The following is an 18,794-nucleotide window of genomic DNA, read 5'->3' as shown; positions in this document are numbered from 1 at the left end:
GGCTTTCGAGGAATATGCTATGAAGGCTTTTGATGCGCATGCTATTGATTATCTTTTAAAACCGATTTCAAAGACACGTTTTGCCAAGGCAATGGAAAAATTCTTTCAGGCAAATCAAGCTTTGGGCATGAATATACCTCCTTCCAATGAAGAAAATATGCATTCTGAATCTTCCAACAGGATAGTATTGAAAGTTAAAAATGAAATCAAAATCATCCCCATATCAGATGTAATTTTTTTGGAAGCAAACGACGATTATGTAAATATTCACACCAAGGAGGGTAAATTTTTGAAAAACAAAACCCTGACTTTTTATGAAAAGAATCTCGACCCAACGCAGTTTGTCAGAACTCATAGATCCTACATTGTAAAAATCAACGAAATAAATAAAATTGAGCCTTATGAAAAAGACTCTTATCAGTTGATTTTGAAAAATGGCTCAAAAATTCCAGTAAGCAGGACTGGATTTCCAAAATTGAAGTCTGCCTTGGGAATATAAAAAAAAGCCCGAATTCGGGCTTTCAATCAATATTCGTCTTCATTAAAGAAGAAATCATCTTTCGTAGGATAATCTGGCCAGATTTCCTCGATATTCTCGTATGGTTCGCCATCGTCTTCAAGCTCTTGGAGGTTTTCTACAACTTCCAGAGGAGCACCGGAACGTATCCCATAATCGATGAGCTCGTCCTTAGTTGCAGGCCATGGGGCATCTTCCAGATACGATGCAAGTTCTAATGTCCAATACATATTTTCAGTTTTAAATGTTTATCGCGCTAACGGCTTGCAAAAATAGAAATTGTTTTAAATTTTCAATGGTAACACCCTATTTATTTGAAAGTTCCTTCAAGATGTGATTTTTTACATCCACTTTTCTTTTGAAGGCACTTAGCTTTCTACGGAGCATCATTTCGAAATCTTCTTCATTTGTCCTAAAGTTTTCGGCATTCTCTTTTATGGTAGCCAGCTCACTTTCGTCTCTATAAATAAGGTCCTTCAAAATCGATGCCTTAATTCTTTTTTGCTCGGATTCGTCTTTTTCCTTGAAGTCAGCGAATTTAGAATTTGCCAATTTGTTAAGAAACAATTTTTCAAAAACCACTTCCGAAAAGAAAGTAAAAGATCTAATGATAAGACCCGAATCCCTTGGTTTTCTTTGGGTAATTCTTTTCCACTCCGCTTGCAGTTTCTTAGCTGACGAGATGACTTCGGGATTTGTTTCAGCTTTAGCAAGCTTTTTCATTTCCTCGGTCATTTCCTCCATTTTCTTCACTTGCTCCCAAGGCTTAAGCTGAGGACCAGTCTGCATCGTTCTTCTGAACCGGCTGAATATTCTATTGTTCAATTTGGAAAACTCATCCCAAAGAGGTTGTCTTTTTTCAGCAGGCACCTTTCCAGATGCTTTCCATTCTTTTTGGATTCTTTTTGATACTTCAAAGGCTTGTTTGGCATCAGGATTATCAAAAGCTTCTCTCGCCTGTCTGACAAGATCTTCATACACTTTGATGTTTTCTTCTGCCTGAAGCGCAAGACCTTCAAAATAATGTTTACGGTTCTCAAAAAATGTTTCAAGAGCCGCGTTAAACGTATTTTCGATTTCGTCTTCAAATTCCTTTTCTACTGGCCCTGTTTTGATCCAGCGCATTTTGAGGTCCTTCATTTCCTCAGCAGTAGCTTTCCAGTCCGTATCGTTTTTGAGTGCTTCAGCCTCCAGGATCAAACCTTTTTTGATTTCGAGGTTTCTCTCTCTATTTTTTTTGATAATATCTTCCAAAAAAACCTGCAGCTTATCCAACTCCTCGATCAGTGGAATAAAATCTCCCAATGCATCAAACTCCATCAAGGAATCCCTAAGATGGATCAACTTCATCAGGAATGAGCCTTTGTTCTGATTTTCTTCGATATCCTTTTTGAGACCCTCGATTTTATCCTTCAGTGTCTCAAACCTGTCTTCAAAGTATTTGATAGTGCTCGCTTCGTCTTCTTTTACTTCTCCAATCACCCTATCTGGCTGATTCATAAATCCTCTGAGATAAACTTTGTTATCTTTAATGTACCCGTATGGATGCTCCATTTTTATTCAATAGGTTGGTTGTGTGGCAGTGTTAGCTAATTCCTGCAAATTAATTAATTCAAAAGCATTTATCCTAAGAAAGGCCTTTTTTTGCCATATTTGTCCTTCTTGGCATTTTCAACATTAAATAATCAATTATGAGTTCAGAAAAAATCATCTTTTCCATGGCGGGAGTTTCCAAAATTTACCCCCCTCAGAAAAAAGTACTGAAAGACATATACCTCTCATTTTTTTATGGAGCAAAAATAGGCGTTCTGGGACTCAATGGGTCCGGTAAATCTTCTTTGCTTAAAATCATTGCAGGAATGGACAAAGAATTCCTCGGTGAAGTAGTCTGGTCGCCGGGCTATTCTGTCGGCATGCTAGAACAAGAACCTAAGCTTGACCCGGATAAGACAGTAAAAGAAGTAGTGGAAGAAGCTGTTTCTGAAACTGTTGCTTTACTCAAAGAATTCGAACAAATCAATGAAAAATTCATGGATCCGGCTGTCATGGAAGACCCTGACGCCATGGACAAACTGATTACCCAGCAAGGTGAGGTACAGGAAAAATTGGATGCAGCCAACGCCTGGGAACTGGAGACCATGCTCGAAAAGGCCATGGATGCCTTAAGGCTCCCTCCCGCTGAAGCAAATGTTGCCAACCTTTCGGGTGGTGAAAAAAGAAGGGTTGCCCTTTGCCGCTTGTTGCTACAGGAACCTGATGTGCTTTTGCTTGATGAACCTACCAACCACTTGGATGCAGAATCAGTACTATGGCTGGAGCAGCATTTGAAGCAATACAAAGGAACTGTGATTGCGGTGACACACGATAGGTACTTTTTAGATAATGTAGCCGGATGGATTCTGGAATTGGATAGAGGAGAAGGGATTCCCTGGAAAGGAAACTATTCCTCTTGGCTAGACCAAAAACAAAACAGACTGAAGCAAGAAGAAAAAACAGAATCTAAGCGCCAAAAAACCCTGGAAAGGGAATTGGAATGGATTCGCATGACTCCAAAGGCCCGTCAGGCAAAAGGAAAGGCAAGACTAAGTGCTTATGACAAATTGATCGGTGAAGAAGGCAAGGAAAAAGAGGCCAAATTGGAATTATACATTCCGCCAGGGCCTAGATTGGGAGCAAAAGTTATTGAGGTGAATGGTGTATCCAAAGCCTATGGAGATAAGTTATTATTTGAAGACCTTTCATTCAACCTTCCACAAGGCGGAATTGTGGGAATTATAGGACCCAATGGTGCTGGAAAATCTACTTTGTTCAAATTAATTACCGGAAAAGAAAAACCTGATGCAGGTAATTTTGAGGTTGGTGAAACGGTGAAGCTGGCCTATGTAGACCAGGAGCATGATAACCTGGACGCCAATAAGTCCGTCTACGAATCTATTTCAGGAGGTAATGAAATCATGAAATTGGGGAACAAAGAAATGAATGCTCGTGCTTACGTGAGTAAATTCAATTTCGGCGGTTCCGATCAGGAGAAAAAGGTTGGTGTGCTATCAGGCGGTGAGAGAAACCGTGTGCACCTTGCGATGACTTTGAAAGAAGGTGGCAACCTGTTGCTGCTCGATGAACCTACCAATGACTTGGACGTGAATACCCTCAGGGCTCTGGAAGAGGCATTAGAAAACTTTGGTGGATGTGCGGTGATCATTTCTCACGACAGGTGGTTTTTAGATAGGATCTGTACCCACATATTGGCATTTGAAGGAGACTCTCAGGTGTATTGGTTTGAAGGGAATTTCTCTGACTATGAGGAAAACAAGAAGAAAAGACTTGGTGACCTAACCCCCAAAAGGATAAAATACAAAAAGCTAAAATAAAGGCTAAGAGACCAATTGCTATTATCAAGGCCGCTGAGGATGTATTCTTCAGCGGCTTTTTTTAGATTTAGGAAATAAGGCAACCTTCAGTTTCTGAGATTGTACACGGCAATAATAATAATTTCAGCCCATTAAAATTCCCTGAAAAGAATCATATAAGTTACTGTTAGCAGAATTGAATAAAATAAACTATGTTACTTAAGTTTCAAGTATCAAGAACTCATCAGGAATGCGAAAATACAGCCTAATCCTCATCACGATTCTCCTTCAACTCAATTTCTCTAGTTGCGTTGAAAAGAACCAACAAGCCATAAAAGACTATTCACAATGGCGAAGCTTTGGGGGCACATATGATGCCGCGAGGTATTCTTCTCTCAGCCAGATCACCAAAGAAAATGTCAAAAACCTAGAAGTTGCATGGACATACAACACGGGAGACGCTACCGAAAGAAGTCAAATCCAGACTCAGCCCATAGTCATAGGAGATATTTTGTATGGTGTCAGCCCTCAACTCAATGTTTTTGCACTAAAAGCAGACAGCGGCAAACCTATTTGGCGTTTTAATCCTTTTCAGGTTTTAGGTGGTGAAAACTCATGGGCCGGATTAAACAGAGGACTAACTTACTGGGAAGATGGAAATGATAAGCGGATATTTTCTTCTGCTTCCAATTACTTGATGGCGTTGGATGCTGAAACAGGTCGGCCGATTGAAACCTTTGGAGATAATGGATTGGTCGACTTGAAAAAGGACCTGGACACAGAATTGGATGATTTTTTATTGGTAAGTAACAGTCCAGGTGTTATTTATGAGGATAAAATCATTATTGGGATGCGTTTATCTGAAGGCTTGGACGCAGCCCCTGGACATATCAGAGCATATAATGTTCGCACTGGTGAAAGGGAATGGATTTTTCATACTATCCCTCACCCCGGAGAGTTTGGCCATGATACCTGGGATGAAAAGTATTGGGATAAAATCGGTGGTGCCAACAATTGGGCTGGAATGACAGTGGATGTGAAGAGGGGAATTGTGTTTGTCCCTACTGGTTCAGCTACTTATGATTTTTGGGGAGGTTACAGGCACGGACAGAATCTTTTTGCCAACACACTATTGGCCTTGGATGCCAATACAGGAGAAAGAATCTGGCACTTTCAGGGAGTACATCATGACATGTGGGACAGGGATTTCCCTGCCAACCCCAACCTGATCAGAATTAAAAAAGATGGTAAATGGATTGATGCTGTAGCACAGACCTCCAAACAGGGGTACGTATTTGTCTTCGACAGGGAGACAGGGGAATCTGTCTGGCCACTGGAGGAACGTTTTGTTCCGCAATCAGAGCTTGAAGGAGAAAAAAGCTGGCCAACCCAGCCTCACCCTACCCTGCCAGTACCATTTATGAGAATGGCTTATACTGAAAATGAAATTTTAAGACTTACCCCAGAATGGGAAAAAGACATCAGAGGCAAACTGGAAAATTTGAAGTACGGCGATATGTGGGAGCCGCCAAGCGACAAACATGGAATCGTCCTGTTTCCGGGAATGGATGGCGGAGCAGAATGGGGTGGCTCTTCATTTGACCCCTACACTCAGACCTTATATGTAAATGCCAATGAAGTCCCTTGGGTTATTAAAATGAAGCTAAACCCGAGCTATGATAATATTGGACAAAAAGTATATGTGAATTATTGTGGAAACTGCCATGGGATAGACGGCAAAGGAAATCCACCTGTTTTTCCCTCTCTGGAAAATCTGAATGAAAAATTTGATTGGAAAAGCCTAGACCTCCTTATCAAAAATGGAAAAGGAGCAATGCCTGCATTTTCCCATATTTCGGATACTGACAGGAAACTCCTTACTGATTATCTCTTGGGCTCAGAAATAAAAGCCGAAGAAGATAAAAAAGAAATGGAAGGTGGAAAAGAGCAGCTTTTCCCGAAATACAACATGGAAGGATATTCAAGGTTGTTGACCGACGATGGCTACCCTGGCATTCAGCCACCATGGGGCACCTTGACTGCCATCAATATGAATACAGGCAGAATAAAGTGGCAGTCCGTATTGGGTGAATTTGAGGAACTCACTGCCAAAGGCTTCCAGCCAACCGGGACAGAAAACTATGGCGGACCGGCAACCACAGCAGGAGGATTGGTCTTTATTGCAGCCACCAAGGATGAAAAAATCAGGGCTTTTGACAAAGACACAGGTAGAGTATTGTGGGAAGCTAAACTCCCCGCCGCAGGCCATGCCACCCCTGCAATCTATGAAGTCAAAGGAAAACAATATATAGTCATCGCTTGTGGGGGAGGCAAAGGCACCAAGTCAGGAGACGCCTATGTGGCTTTTGCTTTGCCGGAATAGATTAATTGCGTAACTGGTAAACTGTTTAATTGATACATAAATCCTTAATAGTTAATTTGTTAAAAGTTAAAGGTAAGACTTATGGTAAAGTGGGGGCATTGTCATGCGGATGTACCGCGGGACTAATGGGTTGTGAGTTTTCAACTCATCGTTGATTAATTGTGGATTTGCCCGTAGGTAAATAGCGGCAGGTGTGCCGAAGGCACAAGTCTTTGCGGTCTCAAAAACATAAGGGGAGAAATTAACCGCAAAAATCCTTAATTATCACTTTAGAAAATCTGTATATTTTTCTTAACTCCTTAGCGTCATGGCGTGAAACTTTTACTTCCTTCGCCCCAGTGGTGTTATCACGCACAACTTTTTGTTATAAACTTCTACTGCTAAGCGAAGCATATCTGCGAAAATCAGCGAGATCAGCGGGAGTAAACCACCCCTATTTTTGGTGGAAAGCATTTTCCACCATTGACTATTATTCGGCCAAAAACTAAAGACTTGCTATCAATTAAACTCCGGGTGGTAACCCTGGGTAAATAAAATTTAACCTTTCAGGGTTGTCAGGCAGATTGTAAATCCTTACTTATACATGCCCTTTCTTCCCTCATCCTTTCTTAGATCTCTCCTGAGTACCAATGTCGGATTTGTAGGTGGCGTCACTCTGGGTGAAGCGAAGAGTTGTCTCGTCCTGATTTTTCTTAGCGCTTGTGTCTTGTCTCTTGTCTCTTTTTTCTAAACTCTCGTATCTCTTCTCTCGAATCTACCCTCTATTTTCCCAAAATATGCTTCACAATCTGTTCAGCATGAACAATGGAGTTTTCAATAAAAAATTCTCTGGTATTCAAACCTCCACAGACAACACCAGCTAAATAAACACCTGGAATATTTGATTCCTGATTGGTATGGTCATAGCAAGGTTGCCGTTTTTCATCAAGACTCAATTCCACTCCCAATTGGTTTAACAAGGCAAAATTGGGAACATAGCCTGTCATGGCTAGGACAAAATCATTTTCAATGGTAACTTCCCCGTCAGGAGTATTGATGACTACTTCCTTTTCCCTGATTTCTTTAACCAATGAATGGGTAAAGGCTTTAATAGACCCTTCTTTGATACGGTTTTCTATGTCTGGCTTGACCCAATACTTGACTTTGGGATCTACCCCCTCATCCTTGAGCACCATGGTCACTTCCGCCCCTTTTCTCCAGGTTTCCAAAGCCACATCAACTCCAGAATTGGCTCCCCCAACAACAAGAATTTTCTGACCGATATAAGGCCATGGTTCTTTATAATAGTGGGATACCTTAGGCAGGTCTTCTCCAGGAACATCCATCAAATTTGGCAAGTCATAAAAACCTGTTGATACAATGATATTTTTTGTTCTATAATTACCCTTAGCAGTGGATATTTCAAATATCTCTCCTTTCTTTTTCAGGGTTTTAACTTCTTCGTAAAGGTTGATTTTGAGCTTCCAGGTTTTCGCCACTCTCCGATAATATTCCAATGCCTCTGTACGGGTGGGCTTATGGGCAATTGACATAAAAGGTATCCCTCCCATTTCCAGTTTTTCGGAAGTGGAAAAAAAAGTCATGTTAGCCGGATAGTTAAAAATAGAATTGGTCAGCACTCCTTTTTCGACAATGACATACTTCAGTCCTGCTTTTTCGCATTCAATACCACATGCCAATCCAATGGGCCCTGCCCCAACTATAAAAACATCTAAAACATCTTGATTTTCCATGTTTAACTAACAGGCTTATCGGGCATTGTGTTCCACTTCAGAATTGATTTTAAAGCTCAACTCTGAATCTTCATATGTTCCTTTTACCTGATCAAAAACCCGCTCCTTCATGCGTACTTTCCCAGAATGGTCCCAAAGTAAAACAGTACCATTGACAGTACCGTAGTAATCACCTACATTGATAAATTGTGCCGATAATAGTATTTCCTGTTCTGGAGTGGCGCCAGTGTCTGGAAGCAGTTCAGGAGCTTCCGTTTCCTTGGAATGCTGGCCTTTCATCAAGGAATCCATTTGAAAATCCCCTTTTGAAATATGGGACTTCAGGTTTTCTTTCGCCTTAACCAATTTTTTCCACGGGGTTTCAAGCAGTGCGTTACTCAATCCGTAAATACCTGGAGCTAGTTTCTGTACTCCTTTATCGGATTTATTGGACAGGTAATATAAATTTTTCTGATCTCCTATTAGCAAATTGAAACCATCATAATCCTGCATTTCTGCTTCAATTTCCTTGAGGTATTCGAGAGGATCTTGCTGTCCTTCCAGGTAGTTTTTAACAAGGTCACCTCTAGACTTTTCGTACTTTTGAAGATTTTTCAAGTCGCGGTAATTGGTCAAAGCGGCAAATCTCCCACTTGGATGCATGCCCAGCCAGGTACCACCAGCACGGAGATCTTTACCTGCAAATATACCGGATTCCCATTGATGAAGTTGCTGAGAGGGTCTTTCAAAAAACTCGTCTCTGTTAGCTACAAGAATCAACTTGTAGTCTGGATGATCATTCCAGTTAAAAGCTAGTAAACACATAGGTGCAAAATACTAAAAAGGCCGAAATATCTCGGCCTTTAATTGTTTTATCAAACTTTTTCCTCCTTTAGTGAAGGGTAGTCTGTGTATCCTTTTTCACCTGGAGTATAAAATGTGTCAGAATCCCATGGGGCGAGTTCAGCACCTGCTTCAAATCTCTCGACCAAATCCGGATTTGAAACATACGGTTTTCCATAAGCAACAGCATCTGCAAGTCCTTCCAAAATATATCGGTTACCTTTTTCCTGATCAAATCCTGCATTGATCATCAAATTGCCCTTATAGATAGGTCTATATCTTTTAGCAATTTCAGGTTCAGCAAAAGACACCTCCGAAACATCATTAAAAGGCTCTGAAAGATGCAGATAAGACAGATCATAGGCATTTAGCTTTTCTATGATATAATCAAAAGTTGGAATACTTTCTTCGTCCATAGTCATTCCAAAAATGCCATGGAGCGATGGATTCAGCCTCAAACCGATTCTATTTTCAGGTATTCCCTGTTTGATGGCATCAATTATTTCAAATAATATTTTAGCCCGATTTTCAATGGAACCTCCGTAGCCATCAATTCTTGTGTTGGATGTTCTACTGAAAAACTGGTGCAGAAGATATCCATTGGAAGAATGAATTTCTACTCCATCAAACCCTGCCTCCCAGGCATTTTTTGCTGCATTTCTAAAATCTAAAATGGTCTGCTGAATATCCTCCAAGGTCATTTCTTTGGGAGTGACTGTATCCTTAAAACCTTTCAGGGTAAATGATTTAGCATTTGGGTTTATCGCTGAAGGAGCATGGGGTAAATCTCCGTCATGAAAGTCAGGATGAGAAATCCTGCCAACATGCCACAACTGAATAAAAATCTTTCCGCCTTTGTCATGCACCGCTTGGGTCACTTTTTTCCATCCCGCTACCTGAGCAGAGGAATAAATTCCCGGTGTATTGATATATCCTACAGCTTTTTTGGAAATCTGTGAACCTTCTGTGATGATCAACCCAGCAGACGCACGTTGTATGTAATATTTTACATGCATTTCTGTAGGGGCATTTTCAGGATTATCAGCACGACTACGGGTCATAGGGGCCATGACTACCCTATTTTTCAACTTTAGGTCACCTAATATTAATTCTTGCAATAATGGTTGTTTACTCATATTAAATAGTTGGTTTTTTAAAATATGTGTATATACAACTATTATGCAAAGTGTTTAGTTCAGGTAATGGTGTTCAAAACCTATTCGCATACTCCACTTTATTTGTCATTAAAAGCCATCCCAATCGGCTGGAGGATCTGTGGGTAAAAAAGGCATAGGAAAACCAGAAGCTTGTTGTAAATAATTCCTACAATCATCCGGCACAATTAATTGTGGCCTTAAAAAAAATTCCAACCTGTCCCTATGGATATAAACCCTCAATAGCTGAACATCTGAAGCAAAAAAGTAACCCAGTACCTGTTCTTCGGGTCGATTGAGGTTGATGACATTCCCACGGATGTTGGCGGGAGGAGGATCAAAAACTGAACCTGTAAGTCGCAATTGCTGGTCAGACAACTTGAGGTACCTATGGCCTTCAGCACTGACTGACATGTGTTCAATATCAAGCCTGTAGGTTTCTTTGAATCGCAATCCGTTATCTCTTACATAGGCGATTACCCTGCTTTGGTATTTGCCATTAAAATCTGAGTCTTCCACCGTATTGATATTGGCAGGTCTGGGTATTTCCTTATGAAAACAACGTGCGCAGCAAGCCTTTGGCGCCGGACATCGCGGACAGGTAGGATGTGTAGGTGGCAGACTAAACAGCTCAGGTTCTGCGATTAAGACAAAATCTGACTCCAGCATCTTCCAGTAATAAAAGTTTTGTTCGTCAGCAGGGTCTTGAAAATGGCCCAAAACCTGTACGCCAATTTCATCAATCATGGGATCGGTTGAAGGGGTTCTAACGGCACTGTAAGTAACAGAATCCATTTGAGGTACGGCCGTTACCCTCTCCGGCAAAGATACCAGTCTATCACCGTCACTTAACGTGATATCCAAATTATAAGACCTGCCTACTTTAGCCGAAAAATCTGATGAACTTTGGTATACACCGGCCTCCTGACTTTCAAAAAACCTTTCTACATTCCCTAAATCATCCTTTACCAAGACTACAGCACTCCTGACCGGCAGATTCCGTCCTACTATCTCTGGACCATAAATCCCCGCTCTAGAAATTCTTATTTGTTGTACTTGCGGTGTACTGGTTATAAAAGCCTCAATATTTATCAAACCCTCTGGCATCAAACTTGAAACTTCAAAGGGATCTATACAGCTCGCAATGGCAATCATAAACACTATTAATACCCTACTTGCTTTCACTTCTATTCAGATTAACTATACTCTTAAATTTTCACAACAATTTCCAGCCTAAAACCCTTCAGGATCAAACTTCCAAAACTCAGTTCTGGGATTAATCAAGTAAGAACGAAGAAAATATAGGTTCCCGTCTTTGTGAAATGCTCCAGAAATCCTCCCTCTTGTGTCTCCTCCAAAATTCCGCTTTCGGATCCATTCCATGGTTTCCATATCCAACTCCCAAATTTCGCGGGCATTGTCATACAGACCTATAAAAACACTATTTCCAATTACCAATCCGAAGCCCCCTGAATCCGATGAATTTTCAACCATAGGTGATGGGTATTTGGATACGACTTCTGATTGAGCTGTAAAAGGATTATAAGCAGTAAGGTTATTATCTCGGTCAATCCAATAGAGCAGATCATTATAGACAAAATGCACCATTCTATTGTCAACTCTGGAAGGTAAATTAGGTCTAATCTCCCAGTTTTCAGTATTTGGATCATACCTGTAGACAAGTGTACCTACCCCTAAAGATCCTCCTGCAATGTAAAATTGACCTTGGATTTCATAACCAAATCCTCCTACAATATCGATTGGAGCAGCTGGTAAAGACTGGAATTCCTGCCCATCAAAATACCAAAAACTATCACTTAAAACTTCCGGACCAAATACGCTTGTTTGGAAGAAACCTCCACCAAAAAAACCAGAGTGGGAATCTGAAGCCCTGCGCTGCATCCTGGCTTCAAAGCCAGTCCTTTCCCAATTTTGATTTGAAAAATTATATTCCCAAAATGTATTGCTTGGCAAATTGGTAGCATCTCTGCCCATCCCCACAAAAAACCTATCTCCACTTTGAAAATATACATTTTCAATAATGGATAAGCCTTCCAGAGGACTATTGTCTAGGAGTTCAAATGTTCCTATGGCATACCTAAACGGTATTTCGGCTGTCAACTCAATTCCCCTGGTAAGTACCCGAATGGTCTCAGTGGCGGTATTTTCAATTTCCGGTACCCTGACCCTAATCTGAAAACCAAAAGAAACTTCAAGCACCTCCGCCTTCCTTTCTCCAAAAAACACTTCCGCATCATCTCCAAAATTAATCCCGGTAATTGTAATTTCACCACCTCCAAACTGTGAAATAGGGGAAAACCGAGTAAGGGATGGGTTCAAAGTTTCAAAACTCAGGGTATTTGCAAAAATCAATTCTCCGTCCCTAACTATAAATGCCTTTACAAAATATGTCCTACCTAGAAACAGCCCGCTGACTTCTCCTATAAACCTTCCCGGTCTTGAGGTGGCTCCCAATGACAAAATGATTGGATCCATAAACCCTTCATCTTTCGAAAAATAAAAGCCATGATCTTCAACTGGAATATTTTCGAAAGCCACTATCCTTCCCAATACCACAGCACGTTCACCGCTGACGTTCACTATTTCTTCGGTTTGTAAACTCAAGGAACCTACTTCTTCTATTTCACAGGAAATAAAAATAGAGCCAATGCTAAGGACTAAAAGAAATTTTAAAATTTTTCCCATTTTTTCTTCTTAAGGTAGACTATTCGGATTCCAGTCATTTGGTGCTATCGTCGGGTCAATGGGTCTTGTTACTCCCAGCCTAACCACGTAAGCCCTACAGTCTGTCGGAAATAAAGTCTGAGGACGAAAAGTAAATTCAAGCTGTTCTGGCTTGATATAAGTTTCTAATGGCACCTCATCAGCAGCAAAGAAAAAGCCTAAAGGCAAATCGTCCGGATCATCCAAATTAATGAGGTTCCCCCTGATATTGGCTGGAGGGGGATCAAATACGGTTCCTGTTAGCCCTACTTGTTGTCCTATCAAAGTCAGATGCCTGTGCGCCTCTTGGGAAACCGAAAGGTGCTGGATTTTTGCTTTGTAAATCCCTTTAAAACGGAGTCCATTGTCCCTGATATATGCAATGGGCATATTTTGATAAAGACCATTAAAATCTGAATCTTCTGCTGTATTCACATTGGGAGGGCTCGGACGCTCACTGAAATAGCATATCCTACAACAATCAAGAGGGTTTGGACACCTTGGACAGGTAGGATGAAAGGGGCCATTAAGATTCAGCTCCGGTTCTGCCACCAACTGAAAATCAGAGATCATCATATTCCAGAAGTAAAAATTCCTTTCATCAGGCGGATCCTGAAAATGAGCAAAAATCCTTACACCTACCTCATCCACCATGGCGTTTTCTGTTGCTGTCCTTACTGCTTGGTAAGAAAGTGAATCAACCTTAGGAGCAGGAGTAACCGTTTCAGGCATTGAAATATACCTTCGCCCATCATTTAAGATAATTTCCAAATTATAGGTTTTGTCCACTTCTGCGGCAAAGTCTTCTCGGGTAAGGTACACACCTGCTGTAGTCTCCGTCAATAGCTCCACATTACCAAGGTTATCCTTGATCAATACCTTGGCCAAGGTTTCGGGTCGATTTAAGCCATTAAAGTCAGGTGAAAACCTGTCCGCTCGGGAAAGTCTGATGCTGTGTGCTTTGGGTAGAGTCGTGATATACCCCTCTACCCCCAATAAGGCATTGGGCCTTTCATTTTCAAATGGAAATACATCTATACATGCATAAGCTATGATTAGTAAAAAAGGGATCGATATGTAGAAAAAGAACTTTTTCATCAATTTCTTGGTGGATTCCAATCAGCGGGTGGGGTTGTCGATAACAACGGCGCAACATATTGCGTACGGGGATCTTGGTAAAGATAGTGGATACAACATCTATAGATGAAATTTTGAGGCCTTTTGTAAAATTCTAACTTATCCCTCTGAATATAAAGCTGAACTTCCACCACATCTACAGCATAAAACTGACCCAGAACCAATTCCTCAGGGTCTTCCAGGTTAATTATATTCCCCCTAATATTTGCAGGAGGGGGGTCAAATACAGAACCCGTTAACCGTAATTGTTGGTCCACCAACTGCAAGTACCTTTGTGTTTCTTGTGTGACAGACATGTGCTGCAACTCAAGCCTATATGTATCTTTAAATCTCGTTCCATTGTCTTCAACATAAGCGATGACCCTATTTTGATATAAGCCATTGAAATCCGTATCGCTGACCGTTACAATATTGCCTGGTTTTGGCAAATCCGTATGAAAGCAAATACTTTCACAACAAGGCGGACATTGTGGCATGCCTGCAGGGCCAGACGTTAAAATTTCAGGTTCGGATACCAAAACAAATGTTGATTCCAAAGTTCTCCAAAAATAAAAGTTATCCTCTTCAGGTGGGTCTTGAAAATGGGCTAAAACCTGTACACCATATTCATCATTCATTCTATCCGAGCCAGGAGTCCTAACTGCCCTGTAGGTTACAGAGTCCAATTCAGGTACAGGTTTTACCAACTCAGGTCTTGAAACATATCGCTTTTTATTTTGGGTGATGATTTCGAGGTTATAGCTTCTTCCAACTTCTGCAGCGAAATCTTCTTCCGTAAAATATAGCCCTCTTTCTTCCTGCTCTTCAAAACTTATAACCCTTCCCAAGTCATCCCTCACCAAGACTTTTGCCAAACCTTCGGGTTTGTTTATCCCAATAAAATCAGGCCCAAATACTTCTGCCCTTCTCAACCTGATTTCCTGAATTCCTGGTACAGTAGTGATATACCCCTCTACGGCCAAAGCGCGCTCCTCGAGTTGGGTGTTGACCTCGTAAGGATCGATACAGGTACTAAAAAGCACTGTCAACAACAATAGGTAAAAAACATTTTTCATCAGAACTATTTTCACAATAATCTACAATATAATAGAATCGTGAAATTATTACCTCAATCAAAGAGTTAAAAACGTCACCACAATATGTCATATCACTCTACATATGAAATAATTGAGTTAATTTTTTCTAATAGTACGAAAAAAATCGTATAAACTCTTGCAGAACAATATGGAATAAATAACTTTGTACGAAATAAATCGTAGAACTCCATATGCAAACTAAACCCACGGAATCCGAACTTGAAATTTTAGCCTTGCTTTGGGAGCTTAAAAAAGCCACAGTAAGGGAGATCCATGAACGACTTTCTTCCAATAAAGACACAGGGTACACCACTACGCTGAAGCTGATGCAGATCATGCATGTCAAGGGCTTGGTCAACAGGGACGAAAAAAGCAGGACACATATTTACACCCCTGCCATAGATGAAAAAGTCACTCAAAAAGGCCTTGTCAATAATTTTATGCATGCAGCATTTGGGGGTTCTGCCAAAAACCTAGTGATGCAGGCCTTAGGACAGGGCAATCCTTCGAAAGAGGAAATCAATGAAATCCGCGCTTTTCTTGACCAACTTGAAAATGAAAAATAATGGAATGGTTCAATCAGATATTGGCTGAAAAATACGGCTATGCCATAGGTTGGATGTTGATTCATGCCCTTTGGCAGGTCGCAGGAATAGGACTGATTCTTTGGCTGACTTTAAGAATCAGCAGTTCTAAATCAGCCTCATTCAAGTATAAACTGGCATTGACTGCATTTTTGTTTATTCCAATCATCAGTATTGGGACCTTTTTGTATCATCTGGATAAAGGCAATCAGGTTAAAAGTCTCAGTCATATTCCCCAAGAAGTTTTGACAGAGGCTTACTTGGCAGGTCAATTCAACCCTGAAAAAGATGCCGGGATTATCCCGATATCCTGGAGATCAGAAATCGAAGCCAAACTCCCTACATTGGTCAACATTTGGATGATTGGAGCCATGCTATTCATGATAAGACTTGCAGGCAGTCTGTCAGACATCAGAAATCTCCACAGAATGCCAAATGAACTATTGAGTGAGGATCTTCAATCCTATGCACGGAATAAGTCCAAACAATTGGGAATCAGCAGACCATTAAGCTTGCTAAAAAGCAAATATATTGATACTCCGATTACCTACGGAATTTTCAAACCTGTTATACTCATTCCCACTAGCCTATTGCTCCAAATCAACCCTCTACAATTAGAAGCTATTATAGCTCATGAATTGGCCCACATCAAAAGATTTGATTATCTCATCAATCTCCTACAAAGGACAGCGGAGGTGATATTTTTCTTCCACCCAGTATTTTGGTGGATCAATATGGAAATCCGTAAATACCGGGAAATGGCCTGCGATGACTTGGCTATCGCCCATGGGACAAGACCCAAGGACCTTGCCTTCGGTCTGGCAAATGTGCTCAATCATGCAGAGAAGGAAAGCCCTGAAATGGCCTTGGCTGCAGCCAAAAAAGCTACCCCTACCCTAGACCGAATTAAGCGGATCATGGGTTATCAAACAGATACGACACAACCAACTACTTTAACCAGCATTACCATGATACTCACACTTATAATCGGCGCTACCTTGATGGTAAGTGCCGAAAGAGAACCTCAAGAGCAGGATTTTCAAAGAGAAAAGACTGAAATTGAAACCAAAGATTTGGACTTGGCATCTTCTGATACGACGAAAAATAAGAAAAACATCATTACTGAAGAAGGAGTCATCATCAGAATAGACGATTCCGGTAACATTGCCTTCATAGATACCACAAAAACCAAAAGGGGAGAGAAATTCCGAATGGATACCCTGATGGCAGAAAAATATCAGCTGTCCCCGGAAGAATGGGAAAGAATACAGAAGAGCATTAAAAAGTTGGAGGACTGGCAAATGCCTTTCAAGGATCTGGATTTTGACTTTGAGGTTTTCAGCAATATGCCCATGCTGAAACTCCATGAGTTACCCATGCCGGAATTTGGACAGATGCCCAAATTCGATTTCGATCCGGAAACTTTCCCTAGTCCAGAATCATTTGAAGATATGCCTAGAATCATCATTCCCAGAGATTCTACTATGAAATTCTACCGCATGCCTACCTGGCCTTTTGAGGGAGATACTGCCAAAATGGACAAGGAGAAATTGGAGCAATTTAAAAAAGAAGTCCGTGAAAATACTGCCGCTTTTCGAATAGCCATACAAGCCCAAAATGAAGAAAGGAAAGCTAAAATTGAGGAATGGAAAAGCGAACACCAAGAAGAGTTGGCCGAATGGAAAGAGAAGCAGAAAGAATGGCATGAAAAAAATGCAGCTCAAATCCAAGAATGGTCTGAGAAAAACAAACCTCTAATTGAAGAGTATAAAATCCAGGTTTCAAAATGGAAAGAAGAAAATGAACCTCAGCTGGAAGAGTTCAAAAAAGAAATGGAAGAATGGAGAAAAACACATGAAACTGAAATGATGGAACTCAAAAAAGAACTCAAAGAAATGCAACTTAAACTTCAGCAACAAAAAGAAATTGATAATTAACTTAGCTTTTCAGACCTGTCAGGTGAAATACCTGACAGGTCTTTTGCTTTAGTTTATACTTTAGCCTCTCGAAGAAATTGTTTGAATAAGGCATAGTCATTGACCATTGAATGCACATTTTTTTCGCCTTTCATAAAAGCTTTCAATCTCTCAGGCAAGTCCAAATCTATTCCCAAGACATGGTCCACTACCGATTTGAATTTACCAGGATGGGCAGTTTCCAGAAAAATACCTACATACTCATCTGGGTGCATTTTCATAAAATTCCGTAAACCTAAGTATCCAACAGCTCCATGTGGGTCCAAAATATATCCTGTTTCAGACCTCACTGATTTCATCACCCTGGCCGTGTCTTCATCATCAAAGAAAAATCCTTTGACTTTAGACTTGAAAAGAATTTCATCATTCCCATAAAGAGCCAATAGTCTGGAAAAATTGCTTGGATTACCCACGTCCATACTGTTGCTTATTGTGGAAACTGATGGCTTGGCCGCAAAGGGGGATCCATGAAGAAAATCAGGGACTATTTTATTGATATTGGTTGCGGCTACAAATGTATCAACGGGTAATCCCATCTGCTGTGCCAAAATTCCTGCGCCTAAGTTGCCGAAATTACCGCTAGGTACAGAAATAGCCAATTTTTTATCCTTTTGAGCCAATTGGGCATAAGCATAAAAATAATAAAGACACTGAGGTATCCACCTGGCCACATTGATGCTATTGGCAGAAGTCAGCAGCATTTCCTTGTTTAGTTCTGTATCTAAAAAGGCTTCTTTGACCATTTTCTGACAATCGTCGAAAACCCCCTCCACCTCTATACAACTGATGTTTTCTCCCAAGGTAGTAAACTGCATTTCCTGCAACTGTGAAACTTTCCCTTTTGGGTATAAAATCACTACTTCAACACCTGGCACTTTGTAAAAGCCATTTGCCACAGCAGAACCTGTATCTCCCGAGGTCGCAACCAAGACCCTCACTTTCCTTTTTTCACCATCCATCAACATAGACATCAGCTTGGAACAAAACCTCGCCCCAAAATCTTTGAATGCCAATGTAGGTCCATGAAATAGCTCAAGACTATAGATGTTTTCATACACCTTGACCAAAGGGGCGTCAAATGCAAGCGTATGGTCCACCAAATCTCTGATTTGATCTTGAGTAAGATCGTCCCCGAAAAGTGATGTAATGACAGTATATCCAATTTCCTGAAATGAAAGTGTGGGCAAATCCCTGAAAAAAGAATCCTGAAGTACTGGTATTTTTTCAGGCATGTAAAGACCCTGGTCAGGAGCTAAACCTTTGATGACAGCTTCTTTTAAAGAAACCTTTTCGGAAGGATTGTTGGTACTGTAAAAATTCATATTGAGTTGGCCTTTA

The 18,794-nt window shown here is 40.8% G+C and carries 15 protein-coding genes; 5 read left to right on the top strand and 10 right to left on the bottom strand.

From position 1 onward, the window contains the following. On the top strand, positions 1–499 hold a 499-nt coding region (locus EA341_RS06485), incomplete at its 5' end, for a LytTR family DNA-binding domain-containing protein (RefSeq protein WP_293012420.1). Between the two features lie 26 nt (positions 500–525). Here EA341_RS06485 and EA341_RS06480 read toward each other — a convergent pair. Then, positions 526–747, bottom strand: coding sequence for a DUF2795 domain-containing protein (locus tag EA341_RS06480; protein WP_226390688.1), 222 nt, complete (start codon positions 745–747; stop codon positions 526–528). Positions 748–823: 76 nt separating this feature from the next. Continuing rightward, on the bottom strand, positions 824–2,071 hold the full coding sequence (locus EA341_RS06475) for a DUF349 domain-containing protein (protein ID WP_293012419.1): 1,248 nt from the start codon (positions 2,069–2,071) through the stop codon (positions 824–826). 137 nt (positions 2,072–2,208) lie between these two features. Here EA341_RS06475 and ettA point away from each other — a divergent pair, with 137 nt between their 5' ends. Continuing rightward, complete coding sequence (gene ettA / locus EA341_RS06470) at positions 2,209–3,888, top strand: energy-dependent translational throttle protein EttA (protein ID WP_293012418.1); 1,680 nt, start codon at positions 2,209–2,211, stop codon at positions 3,886–3,888. Positions 3,889–4,117: 229 nt separating this feature from the next. Next, positions 4,118–6,250, top strand: coding sequence for a PQQ-binding-like beta-propeller repeat protein (locus EA341_RS06465; protein ID WP_293012417.1), 2,133 nt, complete (start codon positions 4,118–4,120; stop codon positions 6,248–6,250). A 761-nt stretch (positions 6,251–7,011) separates the two neighbouring features. Here the strand turns inward: EA341_RS06465 and EA341_RS06460 are convergent. The 7 genes from EA341_RS06460 to EA341_RS06430 all read right to left on the bottom strand — a co-directional run bounded on the left by EA341_RS06460 (position 7,012) and on the right by EA341_RS06430 (position 14,875). Next, positions 7,012–7,983, bottom strand: a complete 972-nt coding sequence (locus EA341_RS06460) for a YpdA family putative bacillithiol disulfide reductase (protein ID WP_293012416.1) — start codon at positions 7,981–7,983, stop codon at positions 7,012–7,014. 15 nt (positions 7,984–7,998) lie between these two features. Next, on the bottom strand, positions 7,999–8,787 hold the full coding sequence (locus EA341_RS06455; protein WP_293012415.1) for an NRDE family protein: 789 nt from the start codon (positions 8,785–8,787) through the stop codon (positions 7,999–8,001). 50 nt (positions 8,788–8,837) lie between these two features. Continuing rightward, on the bottom strand, positions 8,838–9,941 hold the full coding sequence (locus tag EA341_RS06450) for an alkene reductase (RefSeq protein WP_293012414.1): 1,104 nt from the start codon (positions 9,939–9,941) through the stop codon (positions 8,838–8,840). Between the two features lie 108 nt (positions 9,942–10,049). Then, positions 10,050–11,144, bottom strand: coding sequence for a DUF4249 domain-containing protein (locus EA341_RS06445; protein WP_293012413.1), 1,095 nt, complete (start codon positions 11,142–11,144; stop codon positions 10,050–10,052). Between the two features lie 48 nt (positions 11,145–11,192). Continuing rightward, positions 11,193–12,665 (bottom strand): IPT/TIG domain-containing protein, encoded by a 1,473-nt coding sequence (locus EA341_RS06440; protein ID WP_293012412.1) that lies wholly within the window; start codon positions 12,663–12,665, stop codon positions 11,193–11,195. Between the two features lie 9 nt (positions 12,666–12,674). After that, complete coding sequence (locus EA341_RS06435; RefSeq protein ID WP_293012411.1) at positions 12,675–13,781, bottom strand: DUF4249 domain-containing protein; 1,107 nt, start codon at positions 13,779–13,781, stop codon at positions 12,675–12,677. After that, positions 13,781–14,875, bottom strand: a complete 1,095-nt coding sequence (locus tag EA341_RS06430; RefSeq protein WP_293012410.1) for a DUF4249 domain-containing protein — start codon at positions 14,873–14,875, stop codon at positions 13,781–13,783. Before EA341_RS06430 ends, EA341_RS06435 begins: the two co-directional genes overlap by 1 nt. 212 nt (positions 14,876–15,087) lie before the next feature. Here EA341_RS06430 and EA341_RS06425 point away from each other — a divergent pair, with 212 nt between their 5' ends. Together EA341_RS06425 and EA341_RS06420 are read left to right on the top strand one after the other, a co-directional pair. After that, positions 15,088–15,462, top strand: a complete 375-nt coding sequence (locus EA341_RS06425; protein ID WP_293012408.1) for a BlaI/MecI/CopY family transcriptional regulator — start codon at positions 15,088–15,090, stop codon at positions 15,460–15,462. Further along, on the top strand, positions 15,462–17,417 hold the full coding sequence (locus EA341_RS06420; RefSeq protein WP_293012407.1) for a M56 family metallopeptidase: 1,956 nt from the start codon (positions 15,462–15,464) through the stop codon (positions 17,415–17,417). Before EA341_RS06425 ends, EA341_RS06420 begins: the two co-directional genes overlap by 1 nt. 53 nt (positions 17,418–17,470) lie before the next feature. On the opposite strand, the gene thrC is transcribed toward EA341_RS06420, so the two are convergent. Next, positions 17,471–18,778 (bottom strand): threonine synthase, encoded by a 1,308-nt coding sequence (gene thrC / locus EA341_RS06415; RefSeq protein WP_293012406.1) that lies wholly within the window; start codon positions 18,776–18,778, stop codon positions 17,471–17,473. Positions 18,779–18,794: the final 16 nt, after the last annotated feature.

This window comes from Mongoliibacter sp., assembly GCF_007692705.1.
Taxonomy (GTDB): domain Bacteria; phylum Bacteroidota; class Bacteroidia; order Cytophagales; family Cyclobacteriaceae; genus Mongoliibacter.
Note: the sequence above shows the minus strand (reverse complement) of the source record. Positions and strands in the feature narration are given on the sequence as shown.

What these genes read in the sequence shown, in the direction of transcription:
- EA341_RS06425 (WP_293012408.1), top strand. Translation starts at nt 15,088, where the DNA reads ATGCAAACTAAACCCACGGAATCCGAACTTGAAATTTTAGCCTTGCTT.
- thrC (WP_293012406.1), bottom strand. Translation starts at nt 18,778, where the DNA reads ATGAATTTTTACAGTACCAACAATCCTTCCGAAAAGGTTTCTTTAAAA.
- EA341_RS06460 (WP_293012416.1), bottom strand. Translation starts at nt 7,983, where the DNA reads ATGGAAAATCAAGATGTTTTAGATGTTTTTATAGTTGGGGCAGGGCCC.
- EA341_RS06430 (WP_293012410.1), bottom strand. Translation starts at nt 14,875, where the DNA reads ATGAAAAATGTTTTTTACCTATTGTTGTTGACAGTGCTTTTTAGTACC.
- EA341_RS06435 (WP_293012411.1), bottom strand. Translation starts at nt 13,781, where the DNA reads ATGAAAAAGTTCTTTTTCTACATATCGATCCCTTTTTTACTAATCATA.
- EA341_RS06440 (WP_293012412.1), bottom strand. Translation starts at nt 12,665, where the DNA reads ATGGGAAAAATTTTAAAATTTCTTTTAGTCCTTAGCATTGGCTCTATT.
- EA341_RS06480 (WP_226390688.1), bottom strand. Translation starts at nt 747, where the DNA reads ATGTATTGGACATTAGAACTTGCATCGTATCTGGAAGATGCCCCATGG.
- EA341_RS06420 (WP_293012407.1), top strand. Translation starts at nt 15,462, where the DNA reads ATGGAATGGTTCAATCAGATATTGGCTGAAAAATACGGCTATGCCATA.
- EA341_RS06455 (WP_293012415.1), bottom strand. Translation starts at nt 8,787, where the DNA reads ATGTGTTTACTAGCTTTTAACTGGAATGATCATCCAGACTACAAGTTG.
- EA341_RS06465 (WP_293012417.1), top strand. Translation starts at nt 4,118, where the DNA reads ATGCGAAAATACAGCCTAATCCTCATCACGATTCTCCTTCAACTCAAT.
- EA341_RS06475 (WP_293012419.1), bottom strand. Translation starts at nt 2,071, where the DNA reads ATGGAGCATCCATACGGGTACATTAAAGATAACAAAGTTTATCTCAGA.
- ettA (WP_293012418.1), top strand. Translation starts at nt 2,209, where the DNA reads ATGAGTTCAGAAAAAATCATCTTTTCCATGGCGGGAGTTTCCAAAATT.
- EA341_RS06450 (WP_293012414.1), bottom strand. Translation starts at nt 9,941, where the DNA reads ATGAGTAAACAACCATTATTGCAAGAATTAATATTAGGTGACCTAAAG.